Origin of the sequence: Pseudoduganella umbonata, assembly GCF_014192225.1 — a bacterium.
Taxonomy (GTDB): Bacteria; Pseudomonadota; Gammaproteobacteria; order Burkholderiales; family Burkholderiaceae_D; genus Rugamonas; species Rugamonas umbonata.
In genome coordinates, this window is the sequence record NZ_JACHXS010000007.1 from 336,892 (window position 1) to 357,516 (window position 20,625).

Sequence of the window (20,625 nt, forward strand, 5' to 3'; positions counted from 1 at the left end):
CGTTGTTTGGAAAACAGGTATTAACGTAAAGAAACTAGCGGACTGCTACCATGTCGGCTCAGGCTGTCGGCCGCGAGGACAACATGGGTTCGCTTTTTCAACGTATCGGACTGTCACTGGGGGCGCGCGCGCTTCCGGTGGGCGTTTTCGTTGCCGGCGTACTCGCCTCCACCTATGCCGGCGTGGTCCGTTACGACCATGCGCAGACGGAGCGCGCGGCCGCACAGCAGGACGCCGCCGAGGATTTCCTGTTCCTGCTGCGGCACCGCCTGACGCTGTACGAGGGCGCGACCCGCGACCTGGCTGCGCTGTTCAGTGCTTCCGATGCCATCCGGGCCGAAGAGTTTTCCGCCTTCATTACCGCCAGCCAGGTGTTCCAGCGCTACGACGGTATCCGCGTGTTCGGCTACGTGGCACGCGTGCCGGCCGGCGACGTGGCCCGGTTCGAACGCGATACGCGCCGCGAAGTGCCGGGTTTCCACCTCGTCGATCCTGCGCCCGCGCACGAGTATTACCCGGTGGTGTACGGCGAGCATGCCTTCGACCCGGCGCGGATGACGGCGTTGCTGGGCGTCGACTTCGCGGCGTTTCCCGAACGCCGGGCGGCGATGCAGGAGGCGGCGCGGCGCGGCGAGCCGGTGGCGACGCGGCGCATGTCGACCATCCTCGACTCGCAAGGGCGCTCGATCGTCCAGGTCTATGCACCGGTGAGGCCGCCGGGCTCGGGGACTGTGAAAGGGTACATCTTCTCCACGCTGTACACGAACGTGATGTTCGCCGGCCTGGACAACGGCCGCATGTCGCGCCAGTTCGACCTGGAAGTCTATGACGGCTCGGTGGCGCCGGAAAACCTGGTGTACGGCGCGGCGCGTGCGCCCCATGCGCTGGCGCAGCGGGGCGAGCGCCCCGCCTACGGCAGCGCCGTGCGGTTTGCCAACCGCGCGTGGCTGATTCATCTTTATGCCAGGCCGGGGGCAGGCGATACGGAACCCGCCCGCGCGGCGGTGCTGTTCGCGATGGCCAGTTCGCTGCTGTCGCTGGCTGCCGCCTGGGCAACGGCCGCATGGCTGCGCAACCGCGCGCGCCAGCGTGCCATGCACGATTTCAGCGAACGCTTCGCCGCCTTCTTCGAGCATCATCCGTTTTCCGTGTGTGCGATCGACAAGCAGCGGCGCTTCCTGCATGCCAACGACCAGTTGCTCAGGGAGCTGGGGGTCGACCGGCAGGCACTGCTCGGCAAGCGGGCCGGCGCCTATGTGGATCCGGCCGACCTTGCCAGCGTGGAACGGCAGCTGGACGAAGCGCTGGCCGGGCGTGCGGTGGCCTTCGCGACCCGCGTGCCGGGTGCCGCCGGCCGCATGGTGGACATGTCGATCGTGCTGATCCCGATGAGCACCCGCGACGACGTCACGCACGTGCTGGGTTTTGCCGAGAACATCACCGAGCGCAAGGACGCCGAACGGGCGCTGTACGAGTCGCGGCAGATGCTGCAGCTGATCCTCGACAATATCCCGCAAAGCGTGTTCTGGAAGAACGCCGACAGCGTGTACGAAGGCGGCAACCGTGCGCTGCTGGCCGATGCGGGGCTGGCCACCGATGCGGACCTGATCGGCAGGACCGATGCCGACCTGCACTGGAAGGACCGGGCGCCGCAATACCGGCAGGTGGACCTGGAAGTGATGCAGTCCGGCGTGGCGCGGATGCGGATGCAGGCGCTGGACCGCGACATCGCCGGCGCCGAGCGCTGGGTCGAGACCAGCAAGATCCCGCTGAAGGACGATGCCGGCAACGTCACCGGCGTGCTGGCCGTGACGGAGGACATCACGGCGCGCAAGTACATGGAACAGGAGCTGTTCCGCCTGGCCCACCACGATTCGCTGACGGGCCTGCCCAACCGCGGCTACTTCAACGGCCAGCTGGAACAGGCGGTCGCGCGCGCCCAGCGGCACGGCGGCCTGGCGCTGATGTATTTCGACATCGACCGCTTCAAGGGCATCAACGACACGCATGGCCACGACGTGGGCGACGAAGTGATCCGCATGTTCGCCAGCCGCGTGCAGGCCGTGGTCCGCGAAGCCGACTTCGTGGCGCGCCTGGGCGGCGACGAATTCGTGCTGATCGCCGAAGGCCTGCAAGGCCCCGCGGCCGCCGCCGTGATCGCGCAAAAGATCGTCGGCGCGATGGTGCCGCCGTTCCAGCTCGGCGCCGCCACGCTGCAGGTCACCACCAGTATCGGCATCGCCACGTTCGCCGCGGGCCAGACCGCGCGCACGCTGATCCGCGCCGCCGACCAGGCGATGTACGACGCCAAGCGGGCGGGGCGGAACTGCTTCCGGATCGCCGCGGCGGGCGACGACCGGAGCGTGACCTAGGCCAGGCGCATCAGGGATCGAGCGGATCCCACGGGTCGACGCGCAGCGAGCGCGGCGACGGCAGGAACTCCAGCTCGTAGGGCGACAGCCGGGTGCCGACCGTGCCCGGCTGGTAGCCCAGTTCCGCCGGATTGCGCGCCGCGAACTCGGGACTCTCGATGTAGGCGCTCTGGCTGGAATTGGCGACGATCAGCGTCGGCCGGTCGAGCGGCGCGCCCATGCCCACCAGGCGCCGCGTGGCGTTGCGCAGGTTCGTCGTTGTATGGCGCGCATAGGGCTCGATGACGATGCGGTCCGCCGGAATCCCGTAGCGCTCGATCAGCACCTTGCGCATTTCGACGGCCTCGTTGAAGCGCGAATCCTTCGGATGGACGGCCGCGCCGCTGGTGATGATGAACGCCGCTTCGCCCTCGGCGAACCGGCTGGCGGCCAGCCGCAGGTGCAGCTTGCCGCGCGCGCTCAGCGAGATCGCCGGGTTCTCCGGCCCCACGCCCGGGATGATGATCGCCGTGTACCGGTAGCGCTTCCAGTCGATGCCGCGGGCCCGCGCGAACGCCGCCGCGTTGTGCGTCTTGTCGAGCGGCTCGAACGCCACCGCGTCGCGCCGTTCGTTGACGTCGATGAGGGCGACCGCCAGCGGAATGCTGGCATCCAGGCTCAGGGCCGGATCATTCCTGCCCGCCCCGGCCAGCCAGATGGCGTCCGCCACCAGCGCCTTGAACTCGTCGCTGCCCGTCTTTTCCACCGATCCGTCGATCTTCGGATAACGCGACTCGGTCCCGAAACCGTAGATCTGCAGGATCGCGTTCAGGCCGCGCAGTTCGCGCACGACCTGCGCCTTGACGCCGTCGTCGGCGATCGGCGGGCCGTTCGGCGCGACCGTGGGAAGCGCCGGCACGGCGCGCGCCACCGCGTCCATTTCCTCGTCGGTCCAGGTGGATGCCAGGAACAGGCACTTCGAAGCGCCCTGGCATGCGTCGATGCGCTTCCTGCGGCTGTCCAGCACCGCGGCCAGCGCCGGCGGCGGCGCGGCCTTGATGCTGGCCACGGCCGGGAACAGCTGGCTGGCCATCAGCGCCCAGTACTGGTCCTTGACCGGGGCGGCGTGGGAGGGGAGGGCGGCAGCCAGCGCCGCCGCGAGGATGAGGTGCTTCAGTCGCTTCAGGTTCATCATTTTCCTTACCATGCCTTGCTCACCATGAAACGGGCACTGCGCCCGAACACGGGGCGGCCATAGATCGCCACGTTGCTGCCCTGGCCGGCCAGCGTGTCGGTACGCGGATTGCCTTCCGTGAGGCCTTTCTCGTTCGTCAGGTTGTCGCCGGTGAGCTGGAACTGCCAGTCGCCGCGGGTGACGGTGATGCCGGCGCCGACCGAGTGGTACGACGGCAGCGCGGTGGCGTTGAACAGGTCGACGAAGCGCTTGCCCGTATAGGCATAGCTGCCGGTCACGTCGATCGCGTTGTCGCCCACCCGGAAGCTGTAGCCCGGGCGCACATTGCCGAACACCTTCGGTTCGCGGACGATCCGGTTGCCGACCACCTGCGATGGATCGGCCCCGGTGGCGCTGACGAAGTTGCGGTATTCCGGTTCCTGGATGGTCAGCGATGCGTTGACGACGAAGCGGTCCGTCACGTACCAGGCGCCATCGGCTTCGGCGCCGCGGATGACGGCCTTGCCGAAGAACGGCACGGTCTGGTCGTTGCGCCCGGTGACCGGGTTGAACGCGACGAACGAAGCGTTCAGCGGATCGAACTGCGTGTAGAAGCCGGTGATGTACAGGTATGAGCGGCCGAAGGTGGTCTTGAAGCCGGCTTCGTACTGGTTGGCCTTGGTCGTCAGCACCAGCGGATCGACGGATGCGGCCACCTGCATCGTCGGCGGCACTTCGAGGTGCGAAGCGCGCAGGTAGCCGCCGAAGCGGGTGGAAAAGTCGTAATTGGCGCCGACCGTCCAGTTGGTGGTGTGCGGCTTGTAGACGTGCTCCTGGCGCTCGCCGGTGAAGGCGCGCGTGGTGTTGTCGGCCAGCGTGGCCGCGTTGCCCAGGTTGGCCGCCTTGGTCAGCAGCGCGTAGCCGTCATAGTTGTAGCGTTCGGTGCGCACGCCCGCGTCGAGGCGCAGCCGGTCGGAGATTTCCCACGTGTCGTTCAGGTACAGCGCCGCCATCCTGGCGTCGACCTCGCCGCCGTTCAGCGTCGTCGTGTAGCGCAGCACGCCGTTGTCCGTGACGGAGCCGAGCACCGTGCCGGATGCCGAATAGGCCAGCAGGTCGAGCGTGCGCGGCTGGCCCTGCACCTCGATCAGCATGTCGTTGTAGACCGACTGGCTGGTGGCGCCATAGGTGCTGCCGTAGAAGCCCACCTTCAGGTCGTGGCTTCCCAACCCGGTTTGGAAGTTGCGCGTGACATTGAGATCGACCTGGTTCGAGTGGAAGTCCGACTTCAGCGCGCGGTATTGTCCCTGCATCACCAGGCCCGAGGCGGTGGCGGGATCGTAGGCCTGGCCGGTAGCCGAAAACGCGTAGCCCAGGCGGTCCACCGCGCCGAACGCCGTCCTGGCGGCGGCGAGGAAGCCGTTGGCGAAGGTGCCGGCATCGGCCGGGTTCGACGTCGAATAGAACGCATCGAAATCGAGCTTGCCCTTCGTGAAGCCGGCCTTGGCCGAGACCTGCCACGGACCCAGTTCGCCGTCGTACTGCAGGCCGATGTTGCCGAAGCGGAGGTGGCGGCCGTTGGCAAGGTCGCGCTGGCTCGTCTGCAGCGTGCTGGTGCCGTCGAGGTACTGCTGGCGCACGCTGCGCAGCGACGGCGAGTTCATCGTGCCCTTGAAGTAATCGATGTACGGATCGAGCGATACGCCGGGATTGCGCGGATCCGCCACCGGGATCGGCAGGTAGAACACGTTATGGTCGTTGAGGAAGTTGGCGCTCAGTTTCCACGTGCCGGTATCGGTCACGCGCTTGATGTTGGCGCGCAGCTGCCCGCCCCGGTCGTTCGGGAAACCGTTGTCGCGGTGGCCGTCGTCTTCGCGGATGAAGCCGCCGATCGCGTAGAAGGTGCGGTCGTCGATCTTGCCGGCCTGGTAGGCATCGAGGCGTTTCAGGCCCGTGGTGCCGACGGTGACCTGGGCCTTGCCGCGGGTGGTTTCCGTGCCGGTGACCGTGGTGCTGTTGACGATGGCGGCCGCCTGGCTCGCGTAGATCGGCGCCGGGCCGCCGCGCACGACTTCGATGGTCTTCGTCATCAGGTCGTAGCGGTTCATGCTGTCGCCGCGGAAGAAGAAACCGTTAATTTCGGTCATCAGCGGCAGGCCATCCTGCTGGAACAGCGCATAGCCGTCGTCGGTCGGGATGCCGCGCACGCGCGTCACGTTCTGCACTTCGCCGCCGGTCGCCTCCACCTGGATGCCGGGCATCTTGCCCAGCAGGTCGGCCATGTTCAGCGGCGCCAGCTTCTGCACCTCGCTCTGCGACAGCGAATTGACCGCATACGAAACGTCGAAACGGCGCTGCGGGCGGGCCGAACCCGTGACCACCACCACCTGGGAATCGGTGGCTTCGGCAGGCTGGCCAGCCTGCCCGGCTTCCTCTGCTGCGACCTGGGCGAAGGCCGGCACGGCCAGCGCGGCCAGCGCACCGATCGCACAGGTGACTGCCAGGGTTGTTTTTTTCTTGATCAAGTTTCACTCCGGGTGGGTATGGAAAAAACATCAACCCCGGAGCATAGAAAGTAATTGTGACAACAGTATTTATGGCTTGTGAAAAGATAGCCTGTCCATGGCATCCGTCACCGACAGCGCCAAAAAAGCCGGCGCTGTCACCTGAGCCTGTGGAAGTTTCGCCAGGTCATCAGAAAAGAGCGCAATTGCCGCGCAGCGCGGCAATCAGGCAGTCTGCCGGCGCGGGCCAGCGCCGCCCGTCGAGGCCATGACGCCAGCCCAGGTAGTTCGGCAGGTACTTGCTCGCCACGCCGTTGAAGCGCGACAGCCAGCCATGAAAGCGGCTGTGATAGCCATTCACATGTTGCAGGTGGATGGCGCCGCGGGTGCGCACTCCCGCCCTCAGATTGACAGCTTCATGCAGGATGCCGGCACGGCGCGCGAATGTGGTGTAAGCGGCAGCGCTGTCCGACACCAGCAAGACATCGGCGGCCAGTATTGGGGTCAGGTGGTGCGCCAGCTGCCGCGCCGTGACCGGGCCTCGGCCGCAGACGAAATCCCGGGTTTTGCCATCACGGTCGCGTGCCACGAGGATGCAGTCTAGTTCCTTGGAGATACCGCGCCGTTTGGCCTTGCCGCCACGCCGACGCGCCGGCCGGTCCAGGTGCCGGCTGCCTTTCTGCGATTCGAGCAGATAGGTTTCATCCGCCTCGACAATGACTTGCAGCCGGGGTGGCCGGTCGTGCCGTGCTCCCCCCATGAAACGATGGCGCCAGCGAAAGCTGGTGTTGCGGTGAATGCCCGTGGTGTTGGCGGCACCCCGAACCGTACGCGAATCCAGTATCGCCTGCAGGAACAGCAGCCATTTACCGCGCAGGCGCAGGAAAGCGAACGGTGTACCGGTCAACGCACTGAAGGTGCGGCGGCACGTCAGGCAGCGGTAGCGTTGCAGTCCACCAGTGCTGCCGTGACGATGGATGCGGATAGCCGCGCAATGCGGACAGCGATCGCAGGGCCGGCCGAACTTTTCGATCAATTCAAGACAGGTTGCCAGTGACGAGGCCGACTCGAGCAGGGCACGCAGTGTCGCCAGTTGAGCGCTGGAGAACACGTCGAGTTGGCCGCGCAATCTTTCCAGCAAGCTGTTGAAAACGCCGTCATGCATCGCCGCCTCCATCGTCAATGAGGATGAGACACAAATGGCGACGAATGGTTCAGTTCATCCCACGGGCTCGGGTGACATCGCCAAAAGCCCGCGTAGCGCGGGCACAAGCCAGCGGCACGCCATGCGCGCGTGCCGCTGGGGAACGATGGCCGGAGCCGTCGGCTTGGCTTACTTCGGCATCACCACCGAGTCGATCACGTGGATCACGCCGTTGTCCGCCGCGATATCGGTCTTCACGACATTGGCCTTGTCGACCATGACCTTGCCGCTGCTGGCGGTCACGGTCAGGTTCGCGCCTTCGACCGTTTTCACGGCGCCCGGCTTCACGTCGGCCGCCATCACCTTGCCCGGCACCACGTGGTACGTCAGCACCTTCGCCAGCGCGGCCTTGTCTTTCAGCAGCGCGTCCAGCTTGGCCTTCGGCACCTTGGCAAAGGCCGCATCGGTCGGCGCAAACACGGTGAACGGGCCAGGGCCCTTCAGCGTTTCCGTCAGGCCGGCAGCCTCCACCGCCGTCACCAGGGTATTGAACGTACCGGCGGACTTGGCGGTATCGACGATATTGGCCGCCTGCGCAGCCCCGAAGGCCAGGCCGAAGACTGCCGTGAACAGGATTTTCTTCATTTTCAGTTTCCTCTCAAGTGGATCGAACAATGGTTGAACCGTTATATTGCCAACACATTGTGCAATTTAAGTTCTGCACGATTGAATGTCCATGGATTGACGCGGTATGATGCGATATTAATGGTTCAACGTCGGTTCAAAAAATGGATAATACTTCTCAGCAACCACTCTATCGCAGCGGCGTCGCCGCCCGTCTGGCCGGCTTGAGCGTGGAAACGCTGCGCGTCTGGGAGCGCCGCTACGGCGTATCGGAAACCCAGCGGTCCGAACGCGGCCAGCGCCTGTACACGGCCGGGCAGGTCCGCCGCCTCGGACTCCTGAAACAGCTGGTCGACAATGGCCATCCGATCGGCACGCTGGCGGCCTTGCCGCTGGAGCGGCTGGAAGAACTGGCGGGCGTGCGCGGGAGTGCTCCCGCGGCGCTGATGGCATTGCTGCGCGTGGCATTGGTGGGCGAAACGCTGGCGCGGCGGGTCGCCGCCACCGGCAATGGCCTGGAAGTGCAGCGTGTCGCGGCGCGCCTGGATGGCGACCTCGCGGCGCTGCAGGGCGCGTCGGTGGACGTGCTGCTGGTGGAGTTGCCCGAGCCGGACGAGACGATGGTGCCGCTGGTGGCGGCGGCGCGCGCGGCGGCCGGTGCGGCGGCGGTGGTGGTGCTGTACCGCTTCTGCGCCAGCGCCACGATCCGTGCGCTGCGCGCGCAGGACTTCATGGTGGCCCGCATGCCGTCGGAGATGGGCGAGCTGGCGCAGCTGTGCCGGGCGGCGCTGTCGGGGCGGCAGTTGCCACCGATCGACCGTACCGCCGAGCCGGTGCCGGCGGTACGCTTCGATGCGGCCGCGCTGGCCACGATCACGGCGGCCGGCAACCGCGTCGCCTGCGAATGCCCGCGCCACCTGTCCGACCTGCTGCTGATGGTGGGCAGCTTCGAACGCTACAGCGCCCAATGCGCCTCCCGCAGCGCCGAGGATGCGCAATTGCACCGTGAACTGGGCCATGCCGCCGGCCTGGCGCGCAGCGTGCTCGAGACGGCGATGGAGCGGCTGGTGGCGGCCGAAGGACTGCCGCTGCCGATCCTGTCGCCCCGGCCGTGATCGTCCCGCCCTGACCTCCGGGCGCGTGTCGGCTGCGCGCCACTACGTCACCTTACGTATGTCCTTCCGCGCCCCGGTTGGTGATGATGTGTCTACAACATCACACAACGAAAGGGATGCGAATGAAGCCGATCTGTACACGAGCGCTGCTTGCCGCCACGTCGCTGGCCGCCTCGCTGGCCGCCTCCGGCGCCCACGCCGGGGCCACGATTCCGTTTGGCGAGGACAAGTCGGTCAGCGTCGGCTTCGGCATGCGCGGCAGCTACGCCAATATCGAGAACGGCGCGCCGGACGGTTCGCACAGCAACGACTTCAACCTGGACAGCGCGCGCATCTTCCTCGGCGCCTCGCTGAACAAGAACATCAAGGGCATGTTCAACACCGAGTGGGACGGCGACCGCATCCGCGTGCTCGACGCGGCGGCGCAGTTCGCGATCTCGCCGGAACTGAACGTGTGGGCCGGCCGGCTGCTGTCGCCGAGCGACCGCGCCAACATGGCGGGTCCGTACTACTCGCTGGGCGGCGGCTACTGGGCCGGCGTGGCATCCCGTTACGGCTACAACGGCGGCATCTTCCGGGGCCGGGATGACGGCGTCGTCGTCTGGGGCAACCTGGCCGGCGGCAAGCTGGGCTACTCGTTCGGCGCGTTCGAAGGCCATACCTTCGGCATCGGCTCGCTGACGGACGACCAGGCCAGGGCCGCCGGCCTCAAGGCATCGGATAAGCCGATGTACGCGGGCCGCCTGCAATACGACTTCTGGGAAGCCGAACCGGGTTACTACGGCACCGGTACCTACCTGGGCAGCAAGGACATCCTCGCCATCGGCCTGGCCGGGCGCCAGCAAAAGGACGGCGTGCTGACCACGGCCGCCATCGGCGACTATGAATCCTGGAACGTCGACTTCCTGATGGAGAAGCGCCTCGGTACCGCCGGCGCCGTGTCCATCGAAGCGGCCTACTACGACTACGACACCGGCAACGCCGTGCTTGCCGAGCAGGGCAAGGCCTGGTCCGCCGGCGGCGGCTACATCTTCCCGATTGCCCTCGGCAGCCTGCAACCCTACGTGCGCTATCAGAAATTCGAGGCCGACACCGGCATCGACACGCGCCAGGAAGACGTGGGCGTGAACTGGATCATCGACGGCTACAACGCGCAGCTCGGCGCCGTGTACTCGCGCACAAAGATGACCCGTGCTTCCGACCAGTCGCGCTTCGTTGTCGCGCTCCAGCTCCAGTATTGATATCAACCCATTGATGAAGAGGACTACCATGCAAACCCGCCGCCATTTCGTCACTTCCATTGCCGCTGCCGCCGCCCTGTGCGCTGCCGGCCTGCCCGCCTACGCCGCCGACACGATCAAGGTCGGCATCCTGCATTCGCTGTCCGGCACCATGGCGATTTCCGAAACGTCGCTGAAGGACGTGGCCCTGATGACGATCGACGAGATCAACGCCAAGGGCGGCGTGATGGGCAAGAAGCTCGAAGCCGTCGTGGTCGACCCGGCGTCGAACTGGCCGCTGTTCGCCGAGAAGGCACGCCAGCTCGTTTCCAAGGACAAGGTGGCCGCGGTGTTCGGCTGCTGGACGTCGGTCTCGCGCAAATCCGTGCTGCCGGTATTCAAGGAGACCAACAGCCTGCTGTTCTACCCGGTGCAGTACGAGGGCGAGGAACTGGAAAAGAACGTGTTCTACACGGGTGCGGCGCCGAACCAGCAGGCGATTCCCGCGGTGGAATACCTGATGAGCAAGGATGGCGGCGGCGCCAAGCGCTTCGTGCTGCTGGGCACCGACTACGTGTACCCGCGCACCACCAACAAGATCCTGCGCGCCTTCCTGAAATCGAAGGGTGTCAAGGACAGCGACATCCAGGAAGTCTATACGCCGTTCGGCCACGCCGACTACCAGACCATCGTCGCCAACATCAAGAAGTTTTCCGCCGGCGGCAAGACGGCCGTGGTGTCGACCATCAATGGCGATTCCAACGTGCCGTTCTACAAGGAGCTGGGCAATGCGGGACTGAAGGCGACCGACGTGCCCGTGGTGGCATTCTCGGTCGGCGAGGAAGAGCTGCGCGGCGTGGACACCAAGCCGCTGCTGGGCCACCTGGCCGCGTGGAATTACTTTGAATCCGTGAAGAACCCGACCAACGCCTCGTTCGTGAAGAAGTGGAAGGCCTATGCGGCGGCGAAGAAATTGCCGAACGCGGCGACCGCGGTGACGAACGACCCGATGGAGGCAACCTATGTCGGCATCCACATGTGGGCGCAGGCCGTCGAGAAAGCCAAATCCACCGATACCGACAAGGTGATCGCGGCGATGGCCGGCCAGACGTTCAAGGCGCCTTCGGGCTACACGCTGACGATGGACATGACCAACCACCACCTGCACAAGCCGGTGATGATCGGCGAGATCAAGAGCGACGGCCAGTTCTCGGTTGTGTGGAAGACCAAGGAACCGGTGCGCGCGCAGCCATGGAGCCCGTTCATCCAGGGTAACGAGGGCAAGCAGAAGCTGTGATGGCACCACGGTAGTACCAGCTGGAATAAGACGGATGCGGGAACAGCCCGCGGCAGAGGGGACTGTCCCCGGTTCACTCGCTTGGGGACTGTCCCCGGTGATCCGCCCGGCCGCCAGAAACCGGTGTCCGACACCCTTGGTGTCCGACACCAGCTGTTATCGAACGCTGCTGGTCCGCGTTTGCAATCTTCACTACGGAAGCCCGATATGGCGCATCTCCTCCGAATCCTCGCCGCGTCGCTGATACTGGGCTTCGCAGCCCTCTCGGCGCACGCAGCGATCGACCCGAACCTCCTGAAACCCCTGGCGGGCGACGACCCCGATGCGCGCATCGAGGCTGTCGCCCGCATCGCCGCGCTGGCCAACGACGATGCCCGCAAGGTGCTGCAGGCGCTGAAGGACGACAGCCTGTACACGACGCCCGACGGCGGCGTGCTGGTGGTCACCGACGACAGCGGCTGGAACCCGGCCACGGGTGCCACCGGTCCGCTGCCGGACGGTGTCGACGGGGTTGTCGTCAACAACCGCCTGCGCGGCGCGGTGGATGGCGCGCTGTCCGGCATGGCGCTGCTGTCGCCGGACGTCGCACAGCGCCGCGCCGCCGCCGAAGCCTTGCTGGAGCGCGGTGTCTCGCCGGAGCAGCTGCTGCTGGTGACCAAGGCGCTGGCCGTGGAAACCGACGCGGGCATCAGGGCCACGCTGCAATCGGCGAAGGCGGTGGCCGACCTGCAGTCGCCCGATGCCGCCGTGCGCAAGGCGGCCGTGCTCGCGCTGGCCGATACCGGCACCGCGTCGCTGCGCCCGCAACTGCAGGCCATGCTGGAAAAGAACGCCGACGGCAGCTACGCGGAGCCGGACGGCGACCTGCGCCTGGCCGCGGCCAACACGCTCAACGAGATCGACAGCCGCGTGTCGCGGGCCGAATTCGTGGGCAACCTGTTCTACGGCCTGTCGCTGGGCAGCGTGCTGCTGCTGGCGGCGCTGGGCCTGGCGATCACGTTCGGCCTGATGGGCATCATCAACATGGCGCACGGCGAGCTGCTGATGATCGGCGCCTACACCACCTACCTGGTGCAGGCGGTGTTCCGCCAGTATTTCCCCGGTGCGCTCGACTGGTACCTGGTCGCCGCGCTGCCGTGCGCCTTCTTCGTGGCATTCGCCGTCGGCGTGCTGCTCGAGCGCACCGTCATCCGCTGGCTGTACGGCCGCCCGCTGGAAACGCTGCTGGCCACCTGGGGCATCAGCCTGATCCTGATGCAGTCGGTGCGTACCGTGTTCGGCGCGCAGAACGTGGAAGTGGCCAATCCTTCGTGGATGGCCGGCGGCGTCACCGTCATGGGCTCGCTGGTGCTGCCGTACAGCCGCATCGCGATCATCATCTTTGCCGCCCTCGTCGTGGCTGCCGTCTGGCTGATCCTCAATAAAACGCGCCTCGGCCTGTTCGTGCGCGCCGTGATGCAGAACCGCCGCATGGCCGACTGCGTGGGCGTGCCCACCAGCCGGATCGACATGATGACGTTCGGCCTCGGGTCCGGCATCGCCGGCCTGGGCGGCGTGGCGCTGTCCCAGATCGGCAACGTGGGGCCGGACCTGGGCCAGGCCTATATCGTCGACTCGTTCATGGTGGTGGTGCTGGGCGGCGTCGGCCAGCTGGCCGGCACCGTGATCGGCGCGCTGGGCCTGGGCGAAGTCAACAAATTCCTGGAACCCGTGGCTGGCGCCGTGCTGGGCAAGATCGCGATCCTCGTCTTCATCATCATCTTCATCCAGCGCCGGCCGCAAGGCATGTTCGCGCTGAAGGGAAGGAGCGTCGAATGAACGCCCGCATCGCTTCACGAAAATCATTGTTTTCAAGACGTGCCTGGACCGCGCTGGCCGTGGTCACCATGGTGGCCGCCGCGCTGCCCCTGCTGAACCTCGTGTTCCCGGCCGGCCATGCACTGCACATCTCCAGCTACGTATTGGGACTGGTGGCCAAGTTCATGTGCTTCGCGCTGGCCGCGCTGGCGCTCGACCTGGTGTGGGGCTACACCGGCATCCTGTCGCTGGGCCATGGCCTGTTCTTCGCGCTGGGCGGCTATGCGCACGGCATGTACCTGATGCGCGCCATCGGCCGCGACGGCGTCTACCAGAGCCACCTGCCGGACTTCATGGTCTTCCTCGACTGGAAGGAGTACCCGTGGTACTGGGCGATGACGGACAACTTCTGGTACTGCATGCTGCTGGTGGTGCTGGTGCCGGGCGTGCTGGCCTTCGTGTTCGGCTACTTCGCGTTCCGCTCGCGCATCAAGGGCGTGTACTTCTCGATCATCACGCAGGCGCTGACGTATGCGGCGATGCTGCTGTTCTTCCGCAACGATACCGGCTTCGGCGGCAATAACGGGTTCACCGACTTCAAGCGCATCCTCGGCTTCGACATCACGGCGCCGGCCACCCGGGCGGTACTGTACATCGTCACGCTGGCATTCCTGGTCGGTGCGCTGGTGCTGTGCAGGTGGATCGTCACGTCGCGCCTCGGCCGCGTGCTGCAGGGCGTGCGCGACTCGGAATCGCGGCTGATGTTCATCGGCTACGACCCTCTGTGGTTCAAGCTGTTCGTGTGGACGCTGTCCGCCGTACTGTGCGGGATCGCCGGCGCGCTGTACGTGCCGCAGGTGGGCATCATCAATCCTTCCGAAATGTCGGCCGCGAACTCGATCGAGATGGTGGTGTGGGTGGCGATCGGCGGGCGCGGCACGCTGGTCGGCCCGATCGTCGGCGCGTTCACCGTCAACGGTCTGAAGAGCTGGTTTACCGCCTCGTTCCCCGACCTGTGGCTGTTTGCCCTGGGCCTGCTGTTCATCCTGGTCACGCTGTTCATGCGCAAGGGCATCCTGGGATTGTTCGAGGACCTGAAAGCGCTGCGGCGCAAGACGCCGGCCGACGCGCCGGTGGAAGAAAAATCGAAGGAGGCCGCATGAGCGCCTTGAAGCGAGAAGGACTCGACACCACCCACGGCGCGATCCTGTACCTGAGCGACATTACCGTGTCGTTCGACGGCTTCCGCGCCATCAACAAGCTCAATCTGGACATCTCGGTGGGTGAGCTGCGCTGCATCATCGGCCCGAACGGTGCCGGCAAGACGACGATGATGGACGTCATCACCGGCAAGACACGGCCGACGTCCGGCACCGCCTTTTTCGGCCAGAACTACGACCTGGCGACGATGACGGAATACGAGATTGCCCATGCCGGCATCGGCCGCAAGTTCCAGCGCCCCACGGTGTTCGAGCAGCACACGGTGTTCGAGAACCTGGAACTGGCGATGAAGATGGACAAGCGTGTGCGCCCCACGCTGTTCGCCCGGCTGACTTCCGAGCAGGAAGACAAGATCGCGTCGATCCTGCGGCTGATCCGGCTGAACGGCCAGGAAGACCGGCTGGCCGGCCTGCTGTCGCACGGCCAGAAGCAGTGGCTGGAAATCGGCATGCTGCTGATGCAGGAACCGCAGCTGATCCTGCTCGACGAGCCGGTAGCCGGCATGAGCGACGCCGAAACGGCGCGCACCGCCGAGCTGCTGAACGAGTTGCGCGGCAAGCATTCGATCATGGTCGTCGAACACGACATGGGTTTCGTGACCGAGATCGCCCAGCAGGGCAAAGTGACCGTGCTGCACGAAGGCTCGGTGCTGGCCGAGGGCCGCATGGACCAGGTGCAGGCCGACGAGCGGGTGATCGACGTGTATCTGGGACGATAAAGGAAAGGCAGGAACGCATATGCTGCAAGTCGAACATGTCAACCAGTATTACGGCTCGTCGCACACGCTGCGCGGCGTATCGCTGACGGTGGAAAAAGGCCAGTGCATGGCGCTGCTGGGCCGCAACGGCGTGGGCAAGACCACGCTGCTGAAATGCCTGATGGGCGTGCTGCCGGTCGCGCGCGGCAAGGTGAGCTGGAACGGCCGCGACATCACCAAGCTGAAGCCGCACCAGCGCGCCAGGGCGGGCATCGCCTATGTGCCGCAGGGCCGGGAGATCTTCGCCCGGCTGACGGTCGAGGAAAACCTGACGATGGGCATGGCCACGCTGTCCTCGCGGGAGGCGGCCACGATCAGCGGCGAGGTGTATGAACTGTTCCCGGTGCTGAAGGAAATGAAGCACCGGCGCGGCGGCGATTTATCCGGCGGCCAGCAGCAGCAGCTGGCGATCGCCCGGGCGATGCTGCAGAAGCCGGGCCTGATCATCCTCGACGAACCGACCGAAGGCATCCAGCCGTCGATCATCAAGGATATCGGGCGGGTGATCCGCATGCTGCGCGAACGGGGCGACATGGGCATCCTGCTGTGCGAGCAGTACTTCGACTTCGCGCACGAGCTGGCCGACAAGTTCGTGGTCATGTCGCGCGGCGAAGTGGTGGCCAGCGGAGATGCGGCGGAGATGGGCGAGGAGCACGTGCGGCGGCACCTGGCAGTGTGATGCTGGATGTTACATATGGCGCTGGGTATCTGGGGGCGAAACAGGGGTTTCGAGGAGCCTGCTCCTCGCCTGTGTAGCGGCGATCCCATGCAAGGGATCGCTCCTCCCTGTCCCCGGTAAGTGTTGGCGCCAAGCCTGCTGTTGGCTTTGCAAGGGGACTGACCCCAGCCTTTTGCATGCAATACGGCGGCGCATCCAAAAACCGGGGTCAGTCCCCTAGTGACGTCAACGGCTGGTACTAAGGCAAACACTTACCGGGGACAGACCCCTGGTATGCAAGCGCCACATGAACATCGAACGCTAAACCGTCTCCACCGCCGGCGCGCTGGCCCGCATCCGGTTCAGCGCCAGCGCGGCGGCGGCGGTGCGCGTTTCCACGCCCAGCTTGTGGAACACGTGTTCGAGGTGCTTGTTGACGGTGCGCGGGCTGGTGCCGAGGATGTCGCCGATGTCGCGGTTGGTCTTGCCCATCATGACCCAGTGCAGCACTTCGGATTCGCGCTGCGTCAGCTTCAGCAGTGCCATCAGGGCCTGCACCCGCGCCGTATCGGATTCCTCGCGCAGTACGATCATCCACTGTTCGCTGCCCAGGTCCGCCACCGTGAACACGAGCCGGCTGGCGCCGCGCATGATGGTCAGCGGCATGCTCTTGTCGCCGGCAAGCCAGTCCCCGAGTGCCGGCGGCGTGGCATCCGCCGTGTCGAAATACTGGCCCATCCACTGCCGCGCCAGCGGCGTTTGCCAGACGATGCGGCCGTTGTGCGGCGTGACCGCCAGCATTGCGTTGCCGAACGCATCGAGCGCGCTGCGCGCCTGGTTCATCAGCCGTGCCGTTTGCAGGTGGGCGGCGATCCTTGCCAGGACCTCGCTTTGCCGCACCGGCTTGGTCACGTAGTCGGTGCCGCCGGCGTCGAAGGCCGCCACCACGTGTTCGGGTTCCGTGAGCCCCGTCATGAACACGACCGGGATGGCCCGCGTGATGATGCTGGCACGCAGGTGGCGGCATACTTCGAAGCCGTCCATGCCGGGCATCATCGCATCGAGCAGGATGATGTCCGGCACCAGCTGCCGGGCGCGCTCCAGCGCGGCGGGACCGTTGTTGGCGACGAGGACGGTAAAACCGGCTTCGTCCAGCGCGTCGTGCAGCACGGCCAGGTTTTCCGGCACGTCGTCGACGATCAGGACGACGTGACTGGCATGCCGGTCAGGTGGTTTGCTTGACATGGTGTTCTCCCTGTTCCAGGAATCGTGACATCGCCTCCAGGTCGAAGCGGGCGGCATGGCCGCGCATCGCTGCGACGAAGGCATCGTAATCGGGGCCGAGCGCGCCGATCGCGTCCAGCTGTGCGCGGATGCCGCGCACATAGCCGGCAGCGATCTGGTCGCGCAGCGCATCGAGCTGCGCGGCCGGCGGGAAGCGCAGGGCCGGTGCCACGGGTGCGGGCACTGCCGGTGGGGCCTGCGTCAGCCATTCGAGCCCCAGCCGCCGGCCGATGCGCTCCAGCAGTTCCGCCACGTTGACGGGCTTGACGATGAAATCCTCGGCGGGAATGCCGGCGGGATTGTCCAGCGCCTTGTCGTAGGCATTGGCGGACACGATCAGGATCGGTACCGGCGCACCGTGCTCGTGGCGGATGATGCGGCTGGCCTCCCAGCCGTCGATGCCCGGCATCGCCAGGTCCATCAGGATCAGGTCCGGCTGGACATCCCGGTAATGGTCGAGGCATTGCTGGCCGGACTGCGCCTGCGCCGTGTCGAAACCCAGCGGTGCCAGGATGTTGACGAGCAGCTCGCGGTCGACCTGCTCGTTGTCGACGACAAGGATCTTCCTGCGCGGGCCCGCGTAGCCGATGCGGGCCGGGCCGCGCACGGCGGCCGGCGTGGCGCCATGCACGCGCGGCAGCCGGAGCAGGATGCGGAACGTGCTGCCGGCGCCGGGCGTGCTGTCGAGCGTCAGTTCGCCGCCCATCATCTGCGTCAGCATCTTGCTGATCGGCAGGCCCAGGCCGGTGCCGGGGGCGGCGCCCGGCCCGTTGGCGGCGCTGCCGCGCGAGAACGGTTCGAAGATGCGCTCAGCCTCGTCGGGCAGGATGCCGGCGCCGGTGTCCTCGATGTCGAAGGTGACCAGGTCGCGCGCATGGCGCACGCGGAACGTGACCGTGCCATGCCGCGTGAACTTCACGGCGTTGCCGAGGATGTTGATCAGGATCTGGCCCAGCCGCTTGCGGTCCGCCCGCACCACCTGGGGCAGTTCGCCGGCCGGTTCGTAGCGGAACGCCAGGCCCTTGGCGGTGGCCTGCTGTTCGAACATGCGCACCAGCTGGCCGATGAATTCGTGGAAATCCACTTCGCGGATGTCGAAGCTGAACTTGCCCCCCTCGATGCGCGCGATGTCCAGCGTGCCCTCGATCAGCGACAGCAGATGTTCGCCGCTGCCGCGGATCACGCGGATGGCCTGCTGGCGGTGCGCGGGAATCGCCGGATCGTTGTCCAGCAATTGCGCATACCCAAGGATGCTGTTCAGCGGCGTGCGGATCTCGTGGCTGATGCCGGCGATGTAGCGGCTCTTGGCCTGGTTGGCCGCGTCGGCCTGTTTCTTGGCCAGTTGCAGGGCGGCGTCGGTGCGGCCGTGCAGCTCGATCTCGCGTTGCAGCAGGCTGGTCTGGCGGTTCGATTCCTCCTGCGCCACGCGCCGGCTGGCCCCGGTGAGCACCAGCCACCACGCGACGATGCCGCTGACCAGCAGCAGCGCCGCGAAGATCTTCAGGTAGGCCAGCTTCAGCGCCGGCAGCAGTGCGGCGGCCGCCTCGCCCAGCGCGTTCTGCTCATGCACGTACAGCAGGCCCAGCAGCGCGCCGACGAACAATACCGTCACCATCATCAGCATCAGGTAGTGACCGAGCCCGCTGGTCATGTACGGCCACATCGACGCGGGCAGCAGTTTTTTCATGGCCCCTTCCCACTGGTGCGCGAAGCGGGCGTGCGGCTTGCAGGCATCGTCGCAGCGGGCGTCGAGACAGCAGCACAGCGAGCAGATCGGCCCCTGGTAGGCGGGGCAGTGCGCCATGTCTTCCGTTTCGTATTCCTTCTCGCAGATGCAGCACACCTTGGTGTGCGCACTGTCGTTATTGCCATGATTCCAGTTGTGGGCAGGGCGCGACAGGTAATAGCGGCCGCCCGTGGCCCAGGCGATCAGCGGCGACGCGACCATGGCGGTGCCCAGCGCGATGAAGGCCGAAAAGGCTTGCAGCTGCTCGCCGAACAGGCCGGTGAACGCGGCGACGGACAGCACGGACGCCAGCAGCATCGCGCCGACGCCGACCGGGTTGATGTCATACAGGTACGCGCGGCGGAACTCGATGCCGGGCGGCGACAGGCCCAGCGGCTTGTTGATGACGAGATCCGCCACGACGGCCGTGATCCACGCGATCGCGATGTTCGAGTACAGGCCCAGCACCTGGTCCAGCGCCTGGAACACGTCCAGCTCCATCAGCAGCACGGCGATCAGCGCATTGAACACGGCCCACACCACGCGGCCGGGATGGCTGTGCGTCAGGCGCGCGAAGAAATTCGACCAGGCCAGCGACCCGGCGTAGGCGTTGGTCATGTTGATCTTGACCTGCGAGATGACGACGAACAGCGCGGTCGCCAGCACGGCCAGGGTGGGATTGGAAAATACCTCGGAAAAGCCGGCAAGGTACATCTGGTTCGGGTTCACCGCCTCGGCCAGCGACGCGCCGCCCTTGATCGCCAGCAGCGCGAGCAGCGCGCCGCCCAGCATCTTGAGCATGCCGAGCACGATCCAGCCCGGCCCCGCCACCAGCACGCCCAGGTGCCAGCGCAGGCGGTTTTCCTTCGTCTGCTCCGGCATGAAACGCAGGAAGTCGACCTGTTCGCCGATCTGCGTGATCAGGGCCACGCCGACGGCGGTGGCGGCGCCGAACAGCAGCATGTTGAAGCCGCCATTGTCCGGCGACTGGCCGGTGAAATGCGCCAGCTCGCCGACGAGCTCCGGCTGCTTGTGGAGGATGGCGATGAACGGCAGCGCCAGCAGGACCAGCCAGATGGGCTGGCTGATCATCTGGATGCGGCTGATCAGCGTGACGCCATGCGTCACCAGCGGGATCACCACCAGCGCGCTGACGAGGTAGCCGAGATAGAGCGGCAGGTGGAAATACAGCTCCAGCGCATACGCCATGATCGCCGCTTCCAGCGCGAACAGGATGAACGTGAACGACGCATACACGAACGATGAAATGGTCGAGCCGATGTAGCCGAAGCCGGCGCCGCGCGTCAGCAGGTCCATGTCCACGCCGTGGCGGGCCGCGTAGTAACTGATCGGCAGCCCGGTCAGGAAAATGATCAGGCCGACGGTGAGGATGGCCCAGAACGCGTTGACGAAGCCGTAGTTGACGGCGATGGTGCCGCCGATCGCTTCCAGCACGAGGAACGAGATCGCGCCGAAGGCGGTATTCGACACGCGGAAGACCGACCATTTGCGGAAGGAGCGCGGCGTGTAGCGCAGCGCGTAATCCTCGATTGTTTCATCGGCGACCCACGTGTTGTAGTCCCGGCGGATCTTGATGATGCGCTGGGGCGGCTCGCTCTCGGCGGGAACGCTTTGTTTTGGTGCGGCGGTCGTCATCGTGGCGGCTTCGATGCCCCAACTTGGGGCAATAGGGGGTATGCGGGCGGTTGTCGCCCGTGCTGCATTGGCGCTGCCATCTGCTTTATCTATCTGA

The 20,625-nt window shown here is 66.1% G+C and carries 14 protein-coding genes; 8 read left to right on the top strand and 6 right to left on the bottom strand.

The features are described from left to right. Positions 1-83 precede the first annotated feature (83 nt). Entirely contained in the window at positions 84-2,372 is a 2,289-nt protein-coding gene (locus FHS02_RS19345) for a sensor domain-containing diguanylate cyclase (protein WP_221403899.1), read from the top strand. A 10-nt stretch (positions 2,373-2,382) separates the two neighbouring features. On the opposite strand, the gene FHS02_RS19350 is transcribed toward FHS02_RS19345, so the two are convergent. From FHS02_RS19350 to FHS02_RS19365, 4 genes are all read right to left on the bottom strand, one after another. Beyond that, positions 2,383-3,546, bottom strand: a complete 1,164-nt coding sequence (locus FHS02_RS19350) for a YdcF family protein (protein ID WP_217496853.1) — start codon at positions 3,544-3,546, stop codon at positions 2,383-2,385. Between the two features lie 5 nt (positions 3,547-3,551). Continuing rightward, entirely contained in the window at positions 3,552-6,050 is a 2,499-nt protein-coding gene (locus FHS02_RS19355) for a TonB-dependent receptor (RefSeq protein WP_217496854.1), read from the bottom strand. Between the two features lie 169 nt (positions 6,051-6,219). Beyond that, positions 6,220-7,194, bottom strand: coding sequence for an IS1595 family transposase (locus FHS02_RS19360; RefSeq protein WP_371861488.1), 975 nt, complete (start codon positions 7,192-7,194; stop codon positions 6,220-6,222). Between the two features lie 168 nt (positions 7,195-7,362). Then, positions 7,363-7,818 carry a fasciclin domain-containing protein gene (locus tag FHS02_RS19365; protein WP_137315962.1) on the bottom strand — a complete coding sequence of 152 codons (456 nt, stop codon included), beginning with the start codon at positions 7,816-7,818 and terminating at the stop codon, positions 7,363-7,365. 143 nt (positions 7,819-7,961) lie between these two features. On the opposite strand from FHS02_RS19365, the gene FHS02_RS19370 reads away from it, so the two are divergent. The 7 genes from FHS02_RS19370 (at position 7,962) to urtE (ending at position 15,883) form a co-directional block, all read left to right on the top strand. After that, positions 7,962-8,912, top strand: coding sequence for a MerR family transcriptional regulator (locus FHS02_RS19370; RefSeq protein WP_137315963.1), 951 nt, complete (start codon positions 7,962-7,964; stop codon positions 8,910-8,912). A 122-nt stretch (positions 8,913-9,034) separates the two neighbouring features. Continuing rightward, positions 9,035-10,153, top strand: coding sequence for a porin (locus tag FHS02_RS19375; protein WP_137315964.1), 1,119 nt, complete (start codon positions 9,035-9,037; stop codon positions 10,151-10,153). Between the two features lie 28 nt (positions 10,154-10,181). Further along, on the top strand, positions 10,182-11,429 hold the full coding sequence (gene urtA, locus FHS02_RS19380; RefSeq protein WP_137315965.1) for an urea ABC transporter substrate-binding protein: 1,248 nt from the start codon (positions 10,182-10,184) through the stop codon (positions 11,427-11,429). Between the two features lie 207 nt (positions 11,430-11,636). After that, positions 11,637-13,247 (top strand): urea ABC transporter permease subunit UrtB, encoded by a 1,611-nt coding sequence (gene urtB, locus FHS02_RS19385; protein ID WP_137315966.1) that lies wholly within the window; start codon positions 11,637-11,639, stop codon positions 13,245-13,247. Next, positions 13,244-14,389 carry an urea ABC transporter permease subunit UrtC gene (gene urtC / locus FHS02_RS19390; RefSeq protein WP_137315967.1) on the top strand — a complete coding sequence of 382 codons (1,146 nt, stop codon included), beginning with the start codon at positions 13,244-13,246 and terminating at the stop codon, positions 14,387-14,389. The genes urtB and urtC overlap by 4 nt, the downstream gene beginning before the upstream one ends. Then, on the top strand, positions 14,386-15,165 hold the full coding sequence (gene urtD / locus FHS02_RS19395; RefSeq protein ID WP_137315968.1) for an urea ABC transporter ATP-binding protein UrtD: 780 nt from the start codon (positions 14,386-14,388) through the stop codon (positions 15,163-15,165). The genes urtC and urtD overlap by 4 nt, the downstream gene beginning before the upstream one ends. 19 nt (positions 15,166-15,184) lie before the next feature. Continuing rightward, complete coding sequence (gene urtE / locus FHS02_RS19400; protein ID WP_137315969.1) at positions 15,185-15,883, top strand: urea ABC transporter ATP-binding subunit UrtE; 699 nt, start codon at positions 15,185-15,187, stop codon at positions 15,881-15,883. A 300-nt stretch (positions 15,884-16,183) separates the two neighbouring features. Here the strand turns inward: urtE and FHS02_RS19405 are convergent, their stop codons facing one another. Together FHS02_RS19405 and FHS02_RS19410 are read right to left on the bottom strand one after the other, a co-directional pair. Beyond that, positions 16,184-17,107: a response regulator transcription factor gene (locus FHS02_RS19405; RefSeq protein ID WP_137315970.1), complete on the bottom strand. Its 924-nt coding sequence runs from the start codon at positions 17,105-17,107 to the stop codon at positions 16,184-16,186. Continuing rightward, positions 17,088-20,528 carry a hybrid sensor histidine kinase/response regulator gene (locus FHS02_RS19410; RefSeq protein ID WP_137315971.1) on the bottom strand — a complete coding sequence of 1,147 codons (3,441 nt, stop codon included), beginning with the start codon at positions 20,526-20,528 and terminating at the stop codon, positions 17,088-17,090. The genes FHS02_RS19405 and FHS02_RS19410 overlap by 20 nt, the downstream gene beginning before the upstream one ends. Between the last annotated feature and the right edge of the window lie 97 nt (positions 20,529-20,625).